The organism is Saccharothrix espanaensis DSM 44229 (assembly GCF_000328705.1).
Lineage (GTDB): Bacteria > Actinomycetota > Actinomycetes > Mycobacteriales > Pseudonocardiaceae > Actinosynnema > Actinosynnema espanaense.
This window is the reverse complement of sequence record NC_019673.1, coordinates 7,799,522-7,815,642: the sequence shown is the minus strand read 5'-3', so window position 1 is coordinate 7,815,642 and position 16,121 is coordinate 7,799,522. Positions and strand designations below refer to the sequence as shown.

Sequence of the window (16,121 nt, the reverse complement as noted above, 5' to 3'; positions counted from 1 at the left end):
GCCGGAGTGGTCCGCGTGGCGTGCTTCGCGTGGCGGAGTGATCCGCGTGGCTGGCTCGCGTGACTGAGGACCCGCGTGGCGCAGTGCGCGTGGCGGGTGGAGCGGTTCGCGTGGCGGGGTGATCCGGGTGACGGGGTTCGCGTGACGGTGATCCGGAGTTCGGCGGGCGGGATCGCATGGCGTCGGGTCGCGGTGCGCGTGACCACCAAGTCGCGCTGGTGCACCGGGGTTCGTCGCCTTCGTTGGTCCACCGGGGATTCGGCGGGCGTCGGCTCGACCGCCAAGTCGGGTGACTGCTCGCCGGAGTGGCCCGGTGGCCGCGAACACGGCCGTTCGGAACTCGGGAGGTCCGCTCGGGAACCCGCCAGGGGAGATCCGCCAGGGAAGTCCGCTAGACGGCGTCCGCACCTGCGGACAGGTGGAGGGCCATGATGGTGGTGCAGCGCACGGCACACCTCCACTCGCGAGTAGTCACACTGGGAAAGTACCGTTAGGCCGGCAGGGGATACGTAGTCCGATCGGGCGAAGCCCGGTCACGATTGGTGGGCGAGGTCCGCCCAGCCGTCCTCGGCCGGCCGCTCCGACCACCCATCGGGCCACTTCCGCCGCAGGTCAGCGGGTTTGGCGCGGGCCCCGGCGAGGGACGCGGGGGTGTGCACGCCGAAATCCGTCTCGCCGGAGAAACACGCGCCGCGGAACACCGATTCGCCGAACCCGACCCGGCGGAAATCCGCGAGACCGCGGAATTGCGCCTCCCGGAAGTCCGCGTGACCGGTGAATTCCGTGCCGCGGAACGTGGCCGGCCCGACGAACGTGGTGCCGACGAACGACGCGCGGCGCACCCGCGCGTGGGTCAGGGTGAGCTTCACCAGCGTCGCGTGCGACAGGTCCAGCGAGATGTCCGACCAGAAGACCTCCGGCCGGTCCGGTCGCAGGTGGCCGGCCAGCAGGCCGAGCGCGGTCTGCCGCACCTCCTGCTCCTGGAACCGCGCGGTGTCGCGCGGGCCGGTGCGGGCCCGGACGTCCGGCGGCGGCGTGAACGGCATCCGCAGGTAGGCGCACACCAGGTGCACGATGGTCTGCCGGTGCGCCGGGTTGTCCTGCGCGAGCCGCTCCAGCGCGTACAGCCCGGCCAAGCGGACCGGGGCCTTCTCGCTGCCCAGCTGGTCGGCGGCCTTGCCGTACAGCTCGGTGACCCGCCGCTCGGTGGCGTCGTGGTCCTTCTGCGCCAGGTCCAGCTCGGTCGACCGCTGCCGGCGCGCGGTCAGCAGCAGCGCCGCCGCGCCGCCCCCGCCCAGCACGATGCTGGACGCCGTCCGGATCACGTCCAGCCGGACGCCGTCCTCCGGCGCGCCCGACCCGAGGGTGGCCAGCAGCAGCACGATCGAGCCGGCGGCCAGTGCCAGCAGCCCGACGCCCCAGCCGGCGATCGTCCTGGGCGACAACACCCGGTGCTCCACCGTCACAGCCCATCGGAATCGTGATCACCCGTCAATCACCAGTCCGTGCGGTAGAAAGGGCCCGTGGGTGATCGTGACGACACGTCCGGCGCGGTCTCGGGGCCTCGGGCGTTGGCGGGACTGCCCCCGGTGGACGTGTTCACCGGACGTGCCGAAGCGCTGGCCGGGCTGGCGGATGCGTTGCGCCCCAAGGACGACGCTGTGCCGGTGGTGCTGTCGGCGGTGGCCGGTCTGGCCGGGGTCGGGAAGATGACGCTGGCCGTGCGGGCCGCGCACGACGCCGTGGCGGCCGGGTGGTTCCCCGGCGGCGTGTTGTTCGTGGATCTCCAGGGCTACGACCCGCAGCACCGCGTGACCCCGGAAATCGCCCTGTCGGTGTTCCTGCGCGCGTTGGGCGTGCCGGCAGAGCACGTGCCGGACGGGCTCGCGGGGCGTGAGGCGTTGTACCGGTCGTTGTTGGCTGAGCGCGCGCCGGTGCTGGTCGTGCTGGACAACGCTTCGGCGGCAGGCCAGGTGCGTCCGTTGCTGCCGAACTCCGCCGCGCACCGGGTGCTGGTCACCAGCCGGCACACGCTCGCCGACCTGACCGGGGCGCGGCTGATCGACCTGACCGTGTTGGAGGACGCCGAAGCGGTGGCGCTGGTCGACGCGGCGGTCCGCGCGGCCCGTCCCGACGACGACCGGATCACGCCCGGGTCGGCGGCCGAACTGGTGGCGTTGTGCGGAAACCTGCCGCTGGCGTTGAGCATCGTGGCGGCGATCCTGGCCGGCGACCCGGAGCAGCCGGTGGCGGAGCTGGTCGAGGCGCTGCGCGGGGCGTCCACGCGGCTGGGCGAGCTGGCCTACGGGGACAGCGTCGGGATGCACGCCGCGTTCGACCTGTCCTACCACCGCCTCACGCCGGCGGAGGCCCGGCTGTTCCGGCTGCTCGCGCTGAACCCGGGACGGCAGGTCGGGGTGCCGGCGGCGGCGTTGGCGGGCGTCCCGGAACGCGAGGCGACGAAGCTGCTCACGGCGTTGCGGCGGGCGCACATGGTGGAGGCGGGCGAACCGCGCGGCTGGTTCCGGAGCCACGACCTGCTCCGCCTGTACGCCGAAGAACGCGCCCGTGAAGACGCTGACGCCGAAGACGCCCTGGTCCGCCTGCTGGACCACTACGCGACGACCGTCGAGTCGCACGACCCGCGCGGCACGCCGACGGGCCAGTTCGGGCGCGAGGCGCTGACCTGGTTCGAGACCGAGCAGCCGACGCTGGTCGAAGCGGTCGGGACGGCGCACCGCGTCGGACGGCCGGACCTCGCGCTGCGGCTGGCGCTGGCGATGTCGGCGTACCTGTTCTACCGGCGGCTGTGGGACGACTGCACGCGGGTGTTCCCGGTCGCGCTGGAGGCGGCGCGCCGGCTGGGCGGGTCGCCGGCTGGGTCGCCGGGTGGGGCGTTCGGTGAGCGAGTGGGTGGGCCGCTTGATGGGTCGCGAGGTGAGCGGGTCGGCGAGCGGCTGGGTGGGCGGGTCGGGGAGGCGCGGGTGTTGCGCCGGCTCGGGCGGGTTGCCCGGGAACAGCGGAGGTTCGGCGACGCTCGCGCGTACTACCTGGAGTACCTGGAGGTCGGACGGGAGCTGGGCGACCGGGCGCGGGTCGCGCAGGCGGTGCACAACCTCGGGTCGATCGCGCGGCTGGTCCGGGAGTTGGCGGAGGCGGAGGAGCGCTACGGAGAAGCCCTGGCCCTGTACCGGGAGCTGGGCGACCGGCGCGGCGAGACGGACATCCTGTTCAACCTCGGCACGGTCGCGCGGGACCGGCGGCGGTACGCGGACGCGCACGAGCGGTACGGCGAGGCGATGGCGTTGGCGGTGCAGCACGGGGACGTGCTGCGGCAGGCACGGGTGGCGTTGTGCCGGGGGATCGTGGCGGCCCGGGAGCAGGACGCGGGAGCGGCGCGGACGTGGTGGACGCGGGCGCTCGGGCAGTACTTGGAGCTGGGCGACGAGAACATGGTCCGCAGCGTCCGCAAACGCTTGGCGCGGCAGCGGTTGCGGGAGGTGGTGGCCGGGCTGCCGGCGGTGGGGGAGTTCGTCGGGCGGGGCGAGGTGTTGCGCGAAGTGGCGGACGCGCTGTGGTCGGGTGAGGCGGGGGCCGGAGTTGTGGTGACCGGAGTTGTGACGACCAGGGTTGTGGTGACCGGTGAGGCCGGGGTGGGGAAGACGGCGTTGGCGGTGCGTGCGGCGCGGGACGCTGCGGCGGCGGGGTGGTTCCCAGGTGGCGTGCTGTTCGTGGAGCTTCGCGGGGACGACCCGGATCGGCGGGTGTCGCCGGAGGTCGCGTTGGGGGAGTTGCTGCGGGCGTTGGGGGTGTCGGCGAAGCGCATACCGGACGGGCTCGCGGAACGCGTGGCGCTGTACCGGTCGTTGTTGGCCGGGCGTGCACGGGTGCTGGTGGTGTTGGACGGGGCGTCGGCGGATGCCGGTCAGGTGGAGCCGTTGTTGCCGCTCGTCGGGGCGCATCGGGTGCTGATCACCAGTCGTCACGCGGGGGAGGCGTTTGGTGGGGCGGCGTTTGGTGGGGCGAGGGCTGGTGGGGTGCGGCGGTTCGGGCTGGGTGTGATGGACGGGGGTGAGGCGCTGGAACTGGTCGACGGGGTTCTGTCTCGGAGTGGTGCGCCGGCGGGTGCGGGCAATCGGGTTCGGGGCGAGTTGGTGGAGCTGTGTGGGCGGCTGCCGTTGGCGTTGAGCGTCGCGGCGGGGGCGGTGGGGGCTGAGGCGGCAGGGGCTGAGGCGGGAGAGGAGGTTGCGGGGCTGGTCGAAGCGTTGCGTGGGGTGGCGGGAGGGGCGGCGGGCGGGATTTTGAAGGTTGCTTACGAGCGGTTGGGGGTGGGTGCGGCTCGGATGTTGCGGCTGTTGTCGGTTCATCCGGGGGGACCGATCGGGGTCGCTGCTGCGGCGGCGCTGGTAGGGGAGTCGGAGGCGCGGGCTGCGGAGTTGCTCGCGGTGTTGCGGCGGACTCGGTTGGTGGAGGAGGTGGGCGGCTGGTTCCGGTGGCACGACCTGGTCCGGGTGTACGCGGAGGGGCTGGTGGAGGGGACGGAGGGCGGAGAAGCGTTGGCGCGGCTGGTGGATCACTACGTGGCGGCGCTGGACGTGGAGACTCTGGACGAGGCGTTGGAGGTCGAGTTGCCGGCGGTGGTCGCGGCGGCCGAGCGGGCTGATGGGGCTGGAAGGGGTGATCGGAGAGGGTGTCTGCGGTTGACCGGTCGCCTGGCCGGACACCTGGTGCGGCGACGGCGGTGGGACGACTGTGCGGTGCTGTTCCCGTTGGCGCTGGAAGCCGCGCGGCTGCTCGGCGATCGGGCGGCCGAGGTCCAGGTGTTGGCGGACCTGGGGAACGTGGCGCTCGGCAAGCGTCAGTTCGAGGTGGCGCGGGGGTACTACGAAGAGGCGCTCGCCCGTTGCCGGGAGTCGGGCGACTGGCGGGGCGAGGTGGACGGCATGTGCCACCTCGGTGCGGTGGACCGTGCGGAGGGGCGGTACCCGGAGGCCCGGGGGCGGTACGCGGCGGCGTTGCGGGTGGTCGAGGGGCGCGGAGATCCGATGAGGGAAGGCCGGATCGCGGAGCGGCTCGGGTTCATCGCCCGCCACGACCGGGAGGTGGACGCCGCACGGCGCTGGTTCACGCGCGCGGTGGGCCTGTACGAGAAGGCTGATCGGCACGAGAAGGCGCGCGCCGCGCGGCGTCGGGTGGATCGGCTGCGGGAGTGAGGCTGCGGGAGTGAGAGTGAGGGGTGGGTCGAGGCGGGAGTGATTACGGGACGGGTGTCAGGACGCGGGCTGGTCTGGGGATGGTTGTCGCGGCCATGCCGGCGATGACCAGGGCGGCGGCACCGAGGCGCACGGGCGAGAGGTTCTCGTCCAGGAAGAGCCAACCGGAGAACATGCCGGCGACGGGGACGAGCAGCGCGAACGGGACGACGGTGCTCGCGTTGTGCTCGCGGAGCAGGAAACCCCACACGCCGAACCCGAAGAGGGTCGAGACCCACGCGACGAACAGCAGCGACGTGACGCCCGCCCAGCTCGCGTTGCCCAGCGCGGTGATGATCGCCGAAGGGCCCTCGAAGATCACGGAGAGCAGGAGCAGGGGCAGGGTGGCGAAGGCGCTCACCCAGACGATGAAGCTCAGCGCGTCCGGCGGCTTGGCGTAGCGGGTGGCGACGTTGGACAGGCCCCAGGCGATCGCGCCCAGGACGACCAGCAGCAGGGCGGAGATCGGGCTGGTCAGGCCGTAGTCCAGCGCGATCAGCACGATCCCGGTGGCGGCGATGGCGATGCCGACGAGCTGGACGGGTCGCGGGCGTTCCTTGAGCAGCACGGTCGCGAAGGCGATGGTGAAGATGACCTGGCTCTGGAGCACGAGCGACGACAGGCCGGCCGGCATCCCCTCGCTCATGCCCAGGAACAAGAGCCCGAACTTGGCGACGCCGAGCGTGGCGGCGACCGCCGCGATCCACTTCCAGGCCACCCGCGGCTTGCCGACCAACCACAGCGCGGGCACGGCGGCGGCGAGGAACCGCAGCGACGAGAACAGCAGTGGCGGGAACTCGTCGAGGCCCACCTTGATCACGACGAAGTTGACGCCCCAGATGGTGGTGGTGAGTACCGCCAGCGCGGCGTGACCAGGTTTCACAGCTCGAGTGTTGGCGCTCGGATCGTTTAGCACCAGCGACGTGTTCTGAAGCTTTGAGTTAAGCGTGGCTACACTGTGGTGTGCTGCGGTCATGCTTGGACAGGCGGCTGGGCGGGTGGCGTGGGGAGTGGCGGGTTGTCGGGTCGAGGCCCGCTGAGCAGCAGGAGGCGGGATGCTCGACCTGGGGAGGTTGCGTGCACTGCACGCGGTGGCCCGGCACGGATCGGTCGGCGCGGCGGCGCTCGCTCTGGGCTACACGCCGTCGGCGGTGTCCCAGCAGATCGCCAAGCTCGAACGGGAGACCCGCACCACGCTGCTGGAACGCCGTGGGCGCGGGATCGCGCTGACCGACGCGGCGCACCTGCTCGCGGCCACCGCCGACCAGGTGTTGCGCCTGGTCGAGCACGCCGAGGTGACGTTGGAGCAGCAGCGCGGCGCGGCGGTCGGGGAGTTGCGGATCGGGGCGTTCGCCACGGCCGCGCGCGGCCTCGTGCCGGCGGTCCTGGTGGCGCTGGCACGCGACCACCCGGCGCTGGACGTGCGGCTGGTGGAGCTGGACCCGCCGCCGGCGATCGAGCTGGTGGCGCGTGGCGAGCTGGACCTGGCGGTGACGCACGACTGGGACAACGCGCCGCTCGCCGTGCCGGACGGGCTGTCCCGGGCGCGGCTGGGCGAGGACTTCGCCGACGTGCTGCTGCCGGTCGGGCACCCGCTGGCGGACCGGGAGTCGGTGGTGCCGGAGGACCTGGCCGGCGAGCGCTGGATCTGCCAGCCCGAGGGCACGATCTGCCACGACTGGCTGGTGAACACGTTCCGGATGGCGGGGATGGAGCCCGATCTCGCCTTCCGGATCAGCGAGTATGAGACGCAGATCGCGCTGCTGGAGCGGGGGGTGGGGGTGGCTTTGCTGCCCCGACTGGGACGCGGGCCGCTGCCGGACGGCGTGCGGGCGGTGGCGTTCACGCCGACACCGACGAGGCGCGTGTTCGCGATGTGGCGCACGCAGGCGGGACGACGACCGGCGGTGGTGGCCACCCTGGCGGCGCTGCGCGGCTGTTGGGATGAACGTTTGACTGCCTAACTAACGATCGGGCATCGTGTCGTTGCAACGGTGCCGGGTGTGACGACTTCCGTGACGAGCGGCTGATCGACCCGGTCGTTGAGCAGGCCACTCACCAGGGGACCTCCCAAGGTACTTCCGCCGCCGTGGGAGGTCCCCGCCTGCTTCTCGCACGCTGGGGTACGAGGCGTCGAGCGCGGTGAGCGGTGAGCGGTGAGGTTTTATTTTGAGTGCCGCTCCAGAAGTTCCTCCAGGAAGCCACCGGCCTCGGCAGCGGCACGTGCGGTGTCGCGGTCGCGGACTGCGTCCAGCAGACCGGTGTGGGAGACGTGAGCGTCTTCGTGGTCGGTTTCGACGGTTGCGGTGATGCTCGCCCGGACGGCCTCGGTGAGGCCCTGGTAGAGCTCGGCCAGCAGGGTGTTGTGCGAACACTGCACGAGCAGCACGTGGAACGCGGCGTCGCGTTCCACCAGGCGTTCCCAGTCCTTGTCGAGCAGCGCGGCGTCCCGTTCCGCGAGCAGGGTTTCCAGTCGGCGCAGTTCGTCGTCGGTGCGCTGGGCCGCGGCCAGGCGCGCGCCCTCGACCTCCAGCGTGCGGCGCACTTGGAGGACGTCGCGCAGCTCACTGCCGCACAGCCGGCGCACCGCGCCGGACAGTTCGCTGGTGGCGCGCACGAACGTGCCGTCGCCCTGGCGGACCTCCAGCAGTCCGGCGTGGGAGAGCGCACGCACCGCCTCCCGCACGGTGTTGCGACCCACTCCGAGCGCGGTGACGAGTTCCGGCTCCGGCGGGATGCGCTGGCCGACCGGCCATTCACCGCCGGCGATCGCGTCCCTCATCTGGTCGATCACCTGGTCGACGAGTCCGGCCCGCCGGGTAGTGGCCAACGGCACAACGTCATCCTTTCATCCGAACATCCCATGTCTGTAATAGTAGCCCGGTGAGGATCCAGCAGACCCAGCCAGACCGGACACCGATGGTTCACATTGCCACCGATCCCGGTGCCAATGCGACGATCGCGGTCCATCCTTCTGGTAGTCCTGCTGCTCCGGTGACCCGGAACCGCCAAGTTGCCCTGGTCGGCAGCACCCTGTTGGCGATCGGCGTAGCGCTCGCCGCCGCCAATCTGCGCCCGGCGGTGACCAGTCTGGCGTCTGTGCTCGGCGATGTGCGGACGTCATTGGGGGTGTCCACGGCGTGGACGTCCGTGCTTACGGCGGTACCCACGCTGTGCTTCGGGTTCGCGGCGTTCCTCGCGCCTTGGCTCGGACGGCGGCTGGGAATGGCCCGAGCGGTCGCACTGTCGCTGACGGTGCTGACCGCCGGATTGGTGCTCCGGGTGATCGACGGACCGGCGGTCGTGCTGGGCGGGACGTTCATCGCGTGCGCCGGCGTCGCGGTCTGCAACGTGCTGATCCCGGTGGTCGTCAAGGACTCGTTCCCGGGCAAGGTCGGCCTGATCACCGGTGTGTACACGGCCGCGCTGGCGGCCGGGGCGGCGCTGGGTGCCGCGTTCACGCCGGCGATGGAGTCGGCGTTCGGGTCGTGGCGGCTGGCCGTGGGGGCGTGGGCGTTCCTGTCGGCGGCGGCGCTGGTGGTGTGGCTGGCCGGGGCCCGGCACGGCGAGGTCGTGCGCTCGGCGCCGGTCCGCACGGGTAAGCGGCGATCCCTGGTGCGCAGCCCCCTGGCCTGGGTGATCACGGTGTTCTTCGGGCTGCAGTCGCTGCTGGCGTACACGGTGATGGGGTGGCTGCCGCAGATCCTCGGCGACGCCGGGGTGGACCGGACGACGGCCGGGCTGCTGCTGGCGATCACGATGGTGCTGGGCGTGCCGGTGAGCCTGATCGTGCCACCGCTGGCCGCTCGGCGGTCCAGCCAGTCCGGGCTGGTGCTCGGGTTGGGCACCCTGTCGGTGGCGGGCGTGCTGGGGCTGGCGCTCGCGCCCGGCCTCGCGCCGGCGCTGTGGGTGGTGCTCATCGGGGTGGGGATGGGGATGTTCCCGCTGGCACTGGTCATGATCTCGTTGCGCACCTCGTCCACTTCGGACACTGCTCGGCTGTCTGCGATGGCGCAGAGCATCGGGTACCTGATCTCCGCTTCCGGGCCGTTCGCCTTCGGCGTGCTGCGCGGGGCCACCGGGGATTGGACGTTGTCGATGCTGGTGTTGGTGGGGTTGCTGCTGTTGCTGACCGGGCTGGGGTGGGTCGCGGGGCGTCCCCGTACGGTCTGAGCTTCGCCGGGGGCCGGCGGCCGGGGGCCGGGGGTCTCGGGCGAAAGACGAGAGCGGTGGGTGAAAGCGCAAGGCAAGAGCGCAAGGCAAGAGCGACGCTCGCCGCTGGGCAGGCCGCCGGGGGAGAAGAGCGTCCGTCGCGTTCTCCCCGTATGGCCTGGTCGGGAGACAACCACCCTTTGCCAGGGTCTGCAAGCGAAGGGCGTGCTTGCAGACCCTGGCAAAGCGCGGTTCGCTGCGCGCAGGCCATACGGGGAGAACGCGACTCGGTGGGGACGTGTGGGATTGCGGGTGGGTGGGGATGTGGTCAAGGCTTGCGGGCTACGCCTACGTAGGCGCTGATGTAGGCGTCGGCTGAGTCGGCGTGCCATTCGGACAGGGGGACCACGCCGGGTGGGACCACGTCCAGGTCGGTGAAGAACTTGGCTACCTCGTCGCGGGTGCGGAAGGTCAGGGGGCTGTCCGTGCGGCGGTAGATCGCTTTGATCTGTTCGGTGTCTTCGAGGCCGTCCGGGTTGATGCCTTCCAGGCTGCCGTGGGAGATGGCCAGGTAGCTGCCCTTCGGCAGGGCTTCCCGGTAGCGGGCCAGGGCCTTTTCGGGGTTGTCGCTGTCCGGGACGAAGTGCAGCACCGCGACCATCAGCAGGCCGATCGGCCGGGTGAAGTCGAGCATGTCGCGGACGGTGTCGTTGTTCAGCACGGAGTCCGGGTCGCGCAGGTCGGCTTGGATCGCGCCGGCGTGGGGGTTGGTCGCCAGCATGGCGGTGCTGTGCGCGACGGCGACCGGTTCCACGTCGACGTAGACGACCTTCGCGTTCTCATCGGCCTGTTGGGCGATCTCGTGGACGTTGCCCACGGTCGGAATGCCCGATCCCAGGTCCAGGAACTGGTCGATGCCCTGGTCCAGCAGGTAGCGGACCGCCCGGCGGAGGAACGAGCGGTTCGCCCGGGAGGCTCCGGCCATGCCGGGGAAGATCTGTTCCACGGACTTCGCGGCTTCGCGGTCCGCCGCGAAGTTGTGCGAGCCGCCCAGGAAGTAGTCGTACATGCGGGCTGCGCTCGGGCGGTCCAGGTCTACCGAGGACGGGACCCAGCTTGCCTGCTCCATGTCTTCCCCTTCGTCGCCGACCCGCGTGATCGTTCACGGGGCACAAACCGGGCACAACCTCTGAACGGGCGGTCGTGGGGTTTGCCAGGTGGAGTGGGGGTGTCGGTGGTGCTGACGATCGCGGGTCGTGGGGTGTGGGTGGGTGTCTGTTGCGGGGTGGGGTCAGGGGTGGGTGTTGGGTAGGTCGTGTAGTTGTTGCTGGACGCGGGTGGCGTCTTCCTCGCGTCTCTGCTCGCGGTAGAGGTCCAGGGCTTCTTGCCACGCTTCGCGGGCCTGGTCGTGGTCGCCGTCGGCCAGGTGGGCCAGTGCCAGGTGGTCCAGGGCGTCGGCCCAGAAGCGGGTGATGCCGACCCTGCCGTGCAGTTCCAGCGCCTGTCGGTGGTGTGCGACCGCGCCGGGGAGGCCCGCGCGGCGGGCGCTTTCGCCGAGGCAGTCCAGCATCTCGACCTCGCCGAACAGGTCGTTGTCCGCGCGGTGCAGGGCCACCGACCGTTCGAAACAGGCGTGGGCCTGGTCGTGCTCGCCCGCTCTGGTGTGGCAGCGGCCCAGTACGTGCAGTGCGTAGGCCTCCGCGCGGGGGCCGCCCAGCCGCCGGCAGTGCTCTGCTTCCTCTCGGGCACGGTCGTCCTCGCCCGCCAGTTCGTGCCGCCAGGCCAGGAGGAAGTGCAGGTGGGCCGTGACGCCGGTGTCGCCGAGGCGGATCGCGCCCTCCAGCGCGGCGGTCAGGTGCTCTTCCGCTGCGGCGGTCTCCTGGGTCCAGTTCAGGGCCGAGCCCAACAACCCGTGCGTCCACGGCAGCACGGCCGGGTCCGGGTGGTCGGCCACGGCGGCCAGCGCTGCCCGCCACGCGGCCACGTTCTCGTCCAAGCGGCCCAGCATCACCCGTACGGTCTGCAGGGACCACACCAGTTGCCACAGTTGCGTGTTCCAGGCCCGTGCTGCGGCGATCTGCTCGACGGCGACGAGGTTCAGGTACTCGACCCGGAACCAGTCCAGGACCTCGCGCAGGCTGTCGGGTGGTGTCCGGGGGCCGGCCCCCATCATCCCGAAGATCGGCATGACCTCGCTGACCGACGGGTGCATGCGCCGGGCGTTCGTCCGGGCGGCGTCGACGTAGGCGTTGACCACCCGGCGCAGCGCGGCCTCGCGGTCGGCGTCGGTCAGGTCGTGGATCGCGCGCTTGGCCGCGTAGCGTCGGATCAGGTCGTGCATCCGCCACCGGCCCGGCGCGTCCTCGACCAGCAGGGACGCCTGCACCAGCCGGCGCAGCGCCAGGTGCGCCTCGGCCGGCGTCAGGTCGACCAGGCGCGCGGTGGCGTCGAGGCCGATGTCCGGGCCGGGCGCGATGCCGAGCAGGGCGAACACCTCCCGCTGGTGCGGCGGGAGGGCGCGCAGCGACCACGACAGCACGGTGGGCAGGCTGGCGGCCGGGTCGTCGCTGTCCAGCACGTCCAACCGGGTGGCCTCGTCGCGCAGTTCGCCGGCCAGGGCGGCCAGCGGGAGGTGGGGGTGGGTGCGGGCGCGGCCCGCGATGATGGCCAGGGCCAGCGGGAACCCGGCGCAGACCCGCAGCAGGTGGTCGACCGCCTCGGGCTCGGACTCGACCCGGCCGACGGCGAGCCTGGTGGTGAGCAGGCGGTGGGCCTCGGTGTCGGCGAGCACGCCCAGGTCCACGTAGTGCGCGTCGTGCGCGGTGACCAGGCTGTCCAGCCGGCGGCGGCTGGTGACCACGACGGTGCACCCGGCGTCGCCGGGCAGCAGCGGGGTGACCTGCTCGACCGTGGCGGCGTTGTCCAGCACCACCAGCACCCGCTTCCCGGCGACCAGGCTCCGGTAGAGCGCCGCCCTGGTGTGCAGGTCCGCCGGGACGCGGCCGGGGTCGACGCCCAGGCCGTCGAGGAACCCGCGCAGCGCCTCGGTCGAGGGCATCGGTTCCCCCGTGGGCGAGAAGCCGCACAGGTCGACGAACAGCTGCCCGTCCGGGAACCGCTCGGCGTGCCGGTGCGCCCAGTGCAGCGCCAGCCACGTCTTGCCGATCCCGCCCGCCCCGCCGATCGCGGAGATCAGCACCGTGGCGGACCCGACGGCGTCGAGGGCGCGGTCGATCCGGGCCGCTTCGTCGTGCCGGCCGATGAACGGCGCGGGGGCGGCGGGCAGTTGGCGGGGGACCGTGCCCGCGTCGAGGGGGTCCGCGGTGGCGGTCGCCCGCGGGTAGGGGTGGTCGGGCAGGGCGATCCACGCGGTGTCCCGCACCTCCTTCACCCGGATCCGCACCGGGCGGAACGTGGCCGGGTCGAGCACCGCGGAGTGCCGCACCACCTCGTCGAACACCCAGCGGGACACGACCAGGGCGAGCGTGCCGGGCGAGTCGGCGAGCGCCTGCTTGAGCGGCGGGGCGTCGACCAGGCGGAAGGCGGTGGTCAGCGACGTCGAGGTCGCGCCGTGGTCGTCGAAGGCGACCTCGCCCGCGTGCACCGCGAGCCGCAGCCGGAACCGCTGCTCCGGCGGGCAGGTGCGGTTGTGCTCGCGGAGCGCCGCCACCAGCGCGCCGGGCAGCACCTCGACCAGGGGCGTCTTGGGCACCTCGGGCGGGACCAGGGCGAAGACGCTGTCGCCCCGGTCCTCGTGGTGGCAGTCCGCCCACCGCACGCCGGCCGCCCGCAGCGCGCCCTCGACCACCCGGTACAGGGCGGCGCGGGTGCCCAGCTGGTGCGGCAGGGTCCGCCGCCGGTCGGCGAACCCCTCGACGTCGACCACCACGATCGTGCGGTGCACCGCGGACCTGGCCGGTCCGGCGAGGTGTGCTGTCACGGTGGGAATCGTGCCGGGTTCGGGCCGTCCGGCGCAGTGTGGAAGGGGAGCAGCACCCGAACGCTGTAGGGCGCTCGCTCAGAGCGAACGGGTGCGGGAAACAAACGCCCGCTCACCTTGGTTGAGCCTTACAGACTCAACTTTGGAGGATCGACATGGGTGAGACGCTGGCGCTTCCGGTGCTGCCGCTGGACGACGTGGTCGTGCTCCCCGGCATGGTCGTGCCGATCCGGCTCACCGGCTCGGACGCCACCGCCGAGGCGCGTGCCGCCGTGGAGGCCGCTTCCGCCGGGGACGGGCCGGCCCGGGTGCTGCTGGTGCCCCGGTTGGACGGCAAGTACGCCAAGGTCGGCACCTTGGCGGTGATCGAGCAGGTCGGACGGCTGTCCGGGGGTGAACGGGCGGCGGTCGTGCGGGGCACCGAGCGGGTCCGGATCGGGACCGGGACGACCGGGCCCGGGGCGGCGCTGTGGGTGGAGGCGACCGTCGCCGACGAGTCGCCGGTGGACGACCGGACGCGTGAGCTGGCCCGCGAGTACCGGGCGCTGGTCACCACGATCCTCCAGCAGCGCGGGGCGTGGCAGGTCGTCGACTCGGTGCAGCAGGTGGACGAGCCGTCCGCGCTGGCCGACCTCGCCGGGTACGCCTCGTACCTGGGCGACACCCAGAAGGTGTGGCTGCTGGAGACCAGCGACGTCGCCGAGCGGCTGGAGAAGCTGCTGGTGTGGGGGCGGGAGCACCTCACCGAGCTGGACGTCGCCGAGACCATCCGCAAGGACGTGAAGGAAGGCGTCGAGAAGCAGCAGCGGGAGTTCCTGCTGCGTCAGCAGCTCGCCGCCATCCGCAAGGAACTGGCCGAGCTGGACGGCAAGCCCGCCACCGAGGAGCAGGACTACCGGGCCCGGGTCGAGGGCGCGGACCTGCCCGAGAACGTGCGCAAGGCGGCCCTGGCCGAGGTCGACAAGCTGGAGCGCACCTCCGACCAGTCGCCGGAGACCGGGTGGATCCGCACCTGGCTGGACACCGTCCTGGAACTGCCGTGGAACTCGCGGACCGAGGACTCCTACGACATCGCGGGCGCGCGGGCCGTGCTGGACGCCGACCACGCCGGCCTGGACGACGTGAAGGAGCGCATCACCGAGTACCTCGCGGTGCGCCGCCGGCGGGCCGACCGGGGCATGGGCGTGGTCGGCGGGCGGCGGTCCGGCGCGGTGCTCGCGCTGGTGGGGCCGCCCGGGGTGGGCAAGACGTCGCTGGGCGAGTCCGTGGCGCGGGCGATGGGACGGGAGTTCGTCCGGGTCGCGCTGGGCGGAGTCCGGGACGAGGCCGAGATCCGGGGGCACCGGCGGACCTACGTGGGCGCGCTGCCCGGTCGGATCGTGCGGGCCATCGCCGAGGCCGGGTCGATGAACCCCGTGGTGCTGCTCGACGAGATCGACAAGGTCGGCGCGGACTACCGGGGCGACCCGACGGCGGCGCTGCTGGAGGTGCTGGACCCGGCGCAGAACCACACGTTCCGGGACCACTACCTGGAGGTCGAGCTCGACCTGTCGGACGTGGTGTTCCTGGCCACGGCCAACGTGCTGGAGTCGATCCCCGGCCCGCTGCTGGACCGGATGGAACTGGTGCGGCTCGACGGGTACACCGAGGACGAGAAGGTCACCATCGCGCGCGACCACCTGTTGCCGCGCCAGGTCGAACGGGCCGGGCTGACCGGTGACGACGTGGGCATCACGGAGGACGCGCTGCGCAAGCTGGCCGGCGAGTACACCCGGGAGGCCGGTGTGCGGCAGCTCGAACGGTCGCTGGCGCGGGTGCTGCGCAAGGTGACCGCGCGGGTCGCGCTGGACGAGGCGGAGCTGCCGGTCGGGGTGGACGTGCCGGACCTGCGCGGGTACCTGGGCTCGCCGAAGTTCACCCCGGAGTCGGCCGAGCGCACGGCGGTGCCGGGCGTGGCGACCGGGCTGGCGGTGACCGGCGCGGGCGGTGACGTGCTGTTCGTGGAGGCGTCGCTGGCCTCGCGGGGCACCGGGACCGCCGGCGTCACGCTGACCGGGCAGCTGGGCGAGGTGATGAAGGAGTCGGCCCAGATCGCGCTGTCCTACCTGCGCTCCCACGACAGCCGGGCGGAGGCGCTGGCCGACCGGGGCGTGCACCTCCACGTGCCGGCGGGCGCGGTGCCCAAGGACGGGCCGTCGGCGGGCGTGACGATGACGACGGCGCTGGCGTCCCTGCTTTCGGGCCGGCCGGTGCGGGCGGACGTGGCGATGACCGGCGAGGTGTCGCTGACCGGGCGGGTGCTGCCGATCGGCGGGGTGAAGCAGAAGCTGCTCGCCGCGCACCGGGCGGGCATCACGACCGTGCTGCTGCCCCAGCGCAACGAACCCGACCTGGACGACGTGCCGGCGGAGGTGCGCGACGCGCTCACCGTGCACCTGGTGGGTGACGTGCGCGAGGTGCTGGAGCTGGCGCTGGAGCCGACGGCGGTGACAGCGGCGGCGTGACGCGGCGCGGGCTCGGCGGATCAGTTTCTACTGGTCCGCCGAGTCCGTTTGCGCGCTGTTCGGCGTGACGGACGTGGACGCGCTGCTGTCACCGGCGTGGCTCACCGTGCGAGGCCGGTGGATCATCCGCGGAGATGGCGCGGACGGCCGTGGCGCGGCTGGGTCGGGTGTCCGACGCGCGCGTCTCGCCGTGCGTGAACGGTTCGGCTCGGCACCGGGGGACGTGGTCGACGCGGCGAACCTGGGCTGGGTGCCGCGGGTGGTCGACCAGTC

9 protein-coding genes are annotated in these 16,121 nt (G+C 72.5%); 4 read left to right on the top strand and 5 right to left on the bottom strand.

Annotation, left to right across the window (positions count from 1 at the left end):
- Positions 1-533: 533 nt before the first annotated feature.
- Positions 534-1,448 carry a pentapeptide repeat-containing protein gene (locus BN6_RS34030; protein ID WP_015104400.1) on the bottom strand — a complete coding sequence of 305 codons (915 nt, stop codon included), beginning with the start codon at positions 1,446-1,448 and terminating at the stop codon, positions 534-536.
- A gap of 75 nt (positions 1,449-1,523) precedes the next feature.
- On the opposite strand from BN6_RS34030, the gene BN6_RS47125 reads away from it, so the two are divergent.
- The gene (locus BN6_RS47125; RefSeq protein ID WP_158509475.1) at positions 1,524-5,213 is read left to right on the top strand and encodes a tetratricopeptide repeat protein; all 3,690 of its coding nucleotides are present in this window, start codon (positions 1,524-1,526) and stop codon (positions 5,211-5,213) included.
- A gap of 43 nt (positions 5,214-5,256) precedes the next feature.
- On the opposite strand, the gene BN6_RS34015 is transcribed toward BN6_RS47125, so the two are convergent.
- Positions 5,257-6,135: an EamA family transporter gene (locus BN6_RS34015; RefSeq protein ID WP_041315070.1), complete on the bottom strand. Its 879-nt coding sequence runs from the start codon at positions 6,133-6,135 to the stop codon at positions 5,257-5,259.
- Positions 6,136-6,307: 172 nt separating this feature from the next.
- Here BN6_RS34015 and BN6_RS34010 point away from each other — a divergent pair, with 172 nt between their 5' ends.
- Positions 6,308-7,216 (top strand): LysR family transcriptional regulator, encoded by a 909-nt coding sequence (locus tag BN6_RS34010; RefSeq protein WP_015104397.1) that lies wholly within the window; start codon positions 6,308-6,310, stop codon positions 7,214-7,216.
- Between the two features lie 200 nt (positions 7,217-7,416).
- Here the strand turns inward: BN6_RS34010 and BN6_RS34005 are convergent, their stop codons facing one another.
- Positions 7,417-8,088 carry a FadR/GntR family transcriptional regulator gene (locus BN6_RS34005; RefSeq protein ID WP_015104396.1) on the bottom strand — a complete coding sequence of 224 codons (672 nt, stop codon included), beginning with the start codon at positions 8,086-8,088 and terminating at the stop codon, positions 7,417-7,419.
- An 83-nt stretch (positions 8,089-8,171) separates the two neighbouring features.
- Here BN6_RS34005 and BN6_RS34000 point away from each other — a divergent pair, with 83 nt between their 5' ends.
- Complete coding sequence (locus BN6_RS34000; protein ID WP_015104395.1) at positions 8,172-9,425, top strand: CynX/NimT family MFS transporter; 1,254 nt, start codon at positions 8,172-8,174, stop codon at positions 9,423-9,425.
- 307 nt (positions 9,426-9,732) lie between these two features.
- Here the strand turns inward: BN6_RS34000 and BN6_RS33995 are convergent, their stop codons facing one another.
- Together BN6_RS33995 and BN6_RS33990 are read right to left on the bottom strand one after the other, a co-directional pair.
- The gene (locus tag BN6_RS33995; RefSeq protein ID WP_015104394.1) at positions 9,733-10,533 is read right to left on the bottom strand and encodes an SAM-dependent methyltransferase; all 801 of its coding nucleotides are present in this window, start codon (positions 10,531-10,533) and stop codon (positions 9,733-9,735) included.
- 162 nt (positions 10,534-10,695) lie between these two features.
- Positions 10,696-13,344, bottom strand: a complete 2,649-nt coding sequence (locus tag BN6_RS33990) for an ATP-binding protein (RefSeq protein ID WP_041315067.1) — start codon at positions 13,342-13,344, stop codon at positions 10,696-10,698.
- A 155-nt stretch (positions 13,345-13,499) separates the two neighbouring features.
- Between BN6_RS33990 and lon the strand changes: the two genes are divergently transcribed.
- Positions 13,500-15,848, top strand: a complete 2,349-nt coding sequence (gene lon / locus BN6_RS33985; RefSeq protein ID WP_015104392.1) for an endopeptidase La — start codon at positions 13,500-13,502, stop codon at positions 15,846-15,848.
- Positions 15,849-16,121 lie beyond the last annotated feature (273 nt).

Excerpts from the sequence above, each read along its gene's own strand:
- lon (WP_015104392.1), top strand. The coding sequence starts at position 13,500 with ATGGGTGAGACGCTGGCGCTTCCGGTGCTGCCGCTGGACGACGTGGTC.
- BN6_RS34000 (WP_015104395.1), top strand. The coding sequence starts at position 8,172 with ATGGTTCACATTGCCACCGATCCCGGTGCCAATGCGACGATCGCGGTC.
- BN6_RS33995 (WP_015104394.1), bottom strand. The coding sequence starts at position 10,533 with ATGGAGCAGGCAAGCTGGGTCCCGTCCTCGGTAGACCTGGACCGCCCG.
- BN6_RS34010 (WP_015104397.1), top strand. The coding sequence starts at position 6,308 with ATGCTCGACCTGGGGAGGTTGCGTGCACTGCACGCGGTGGCCCGGCAC.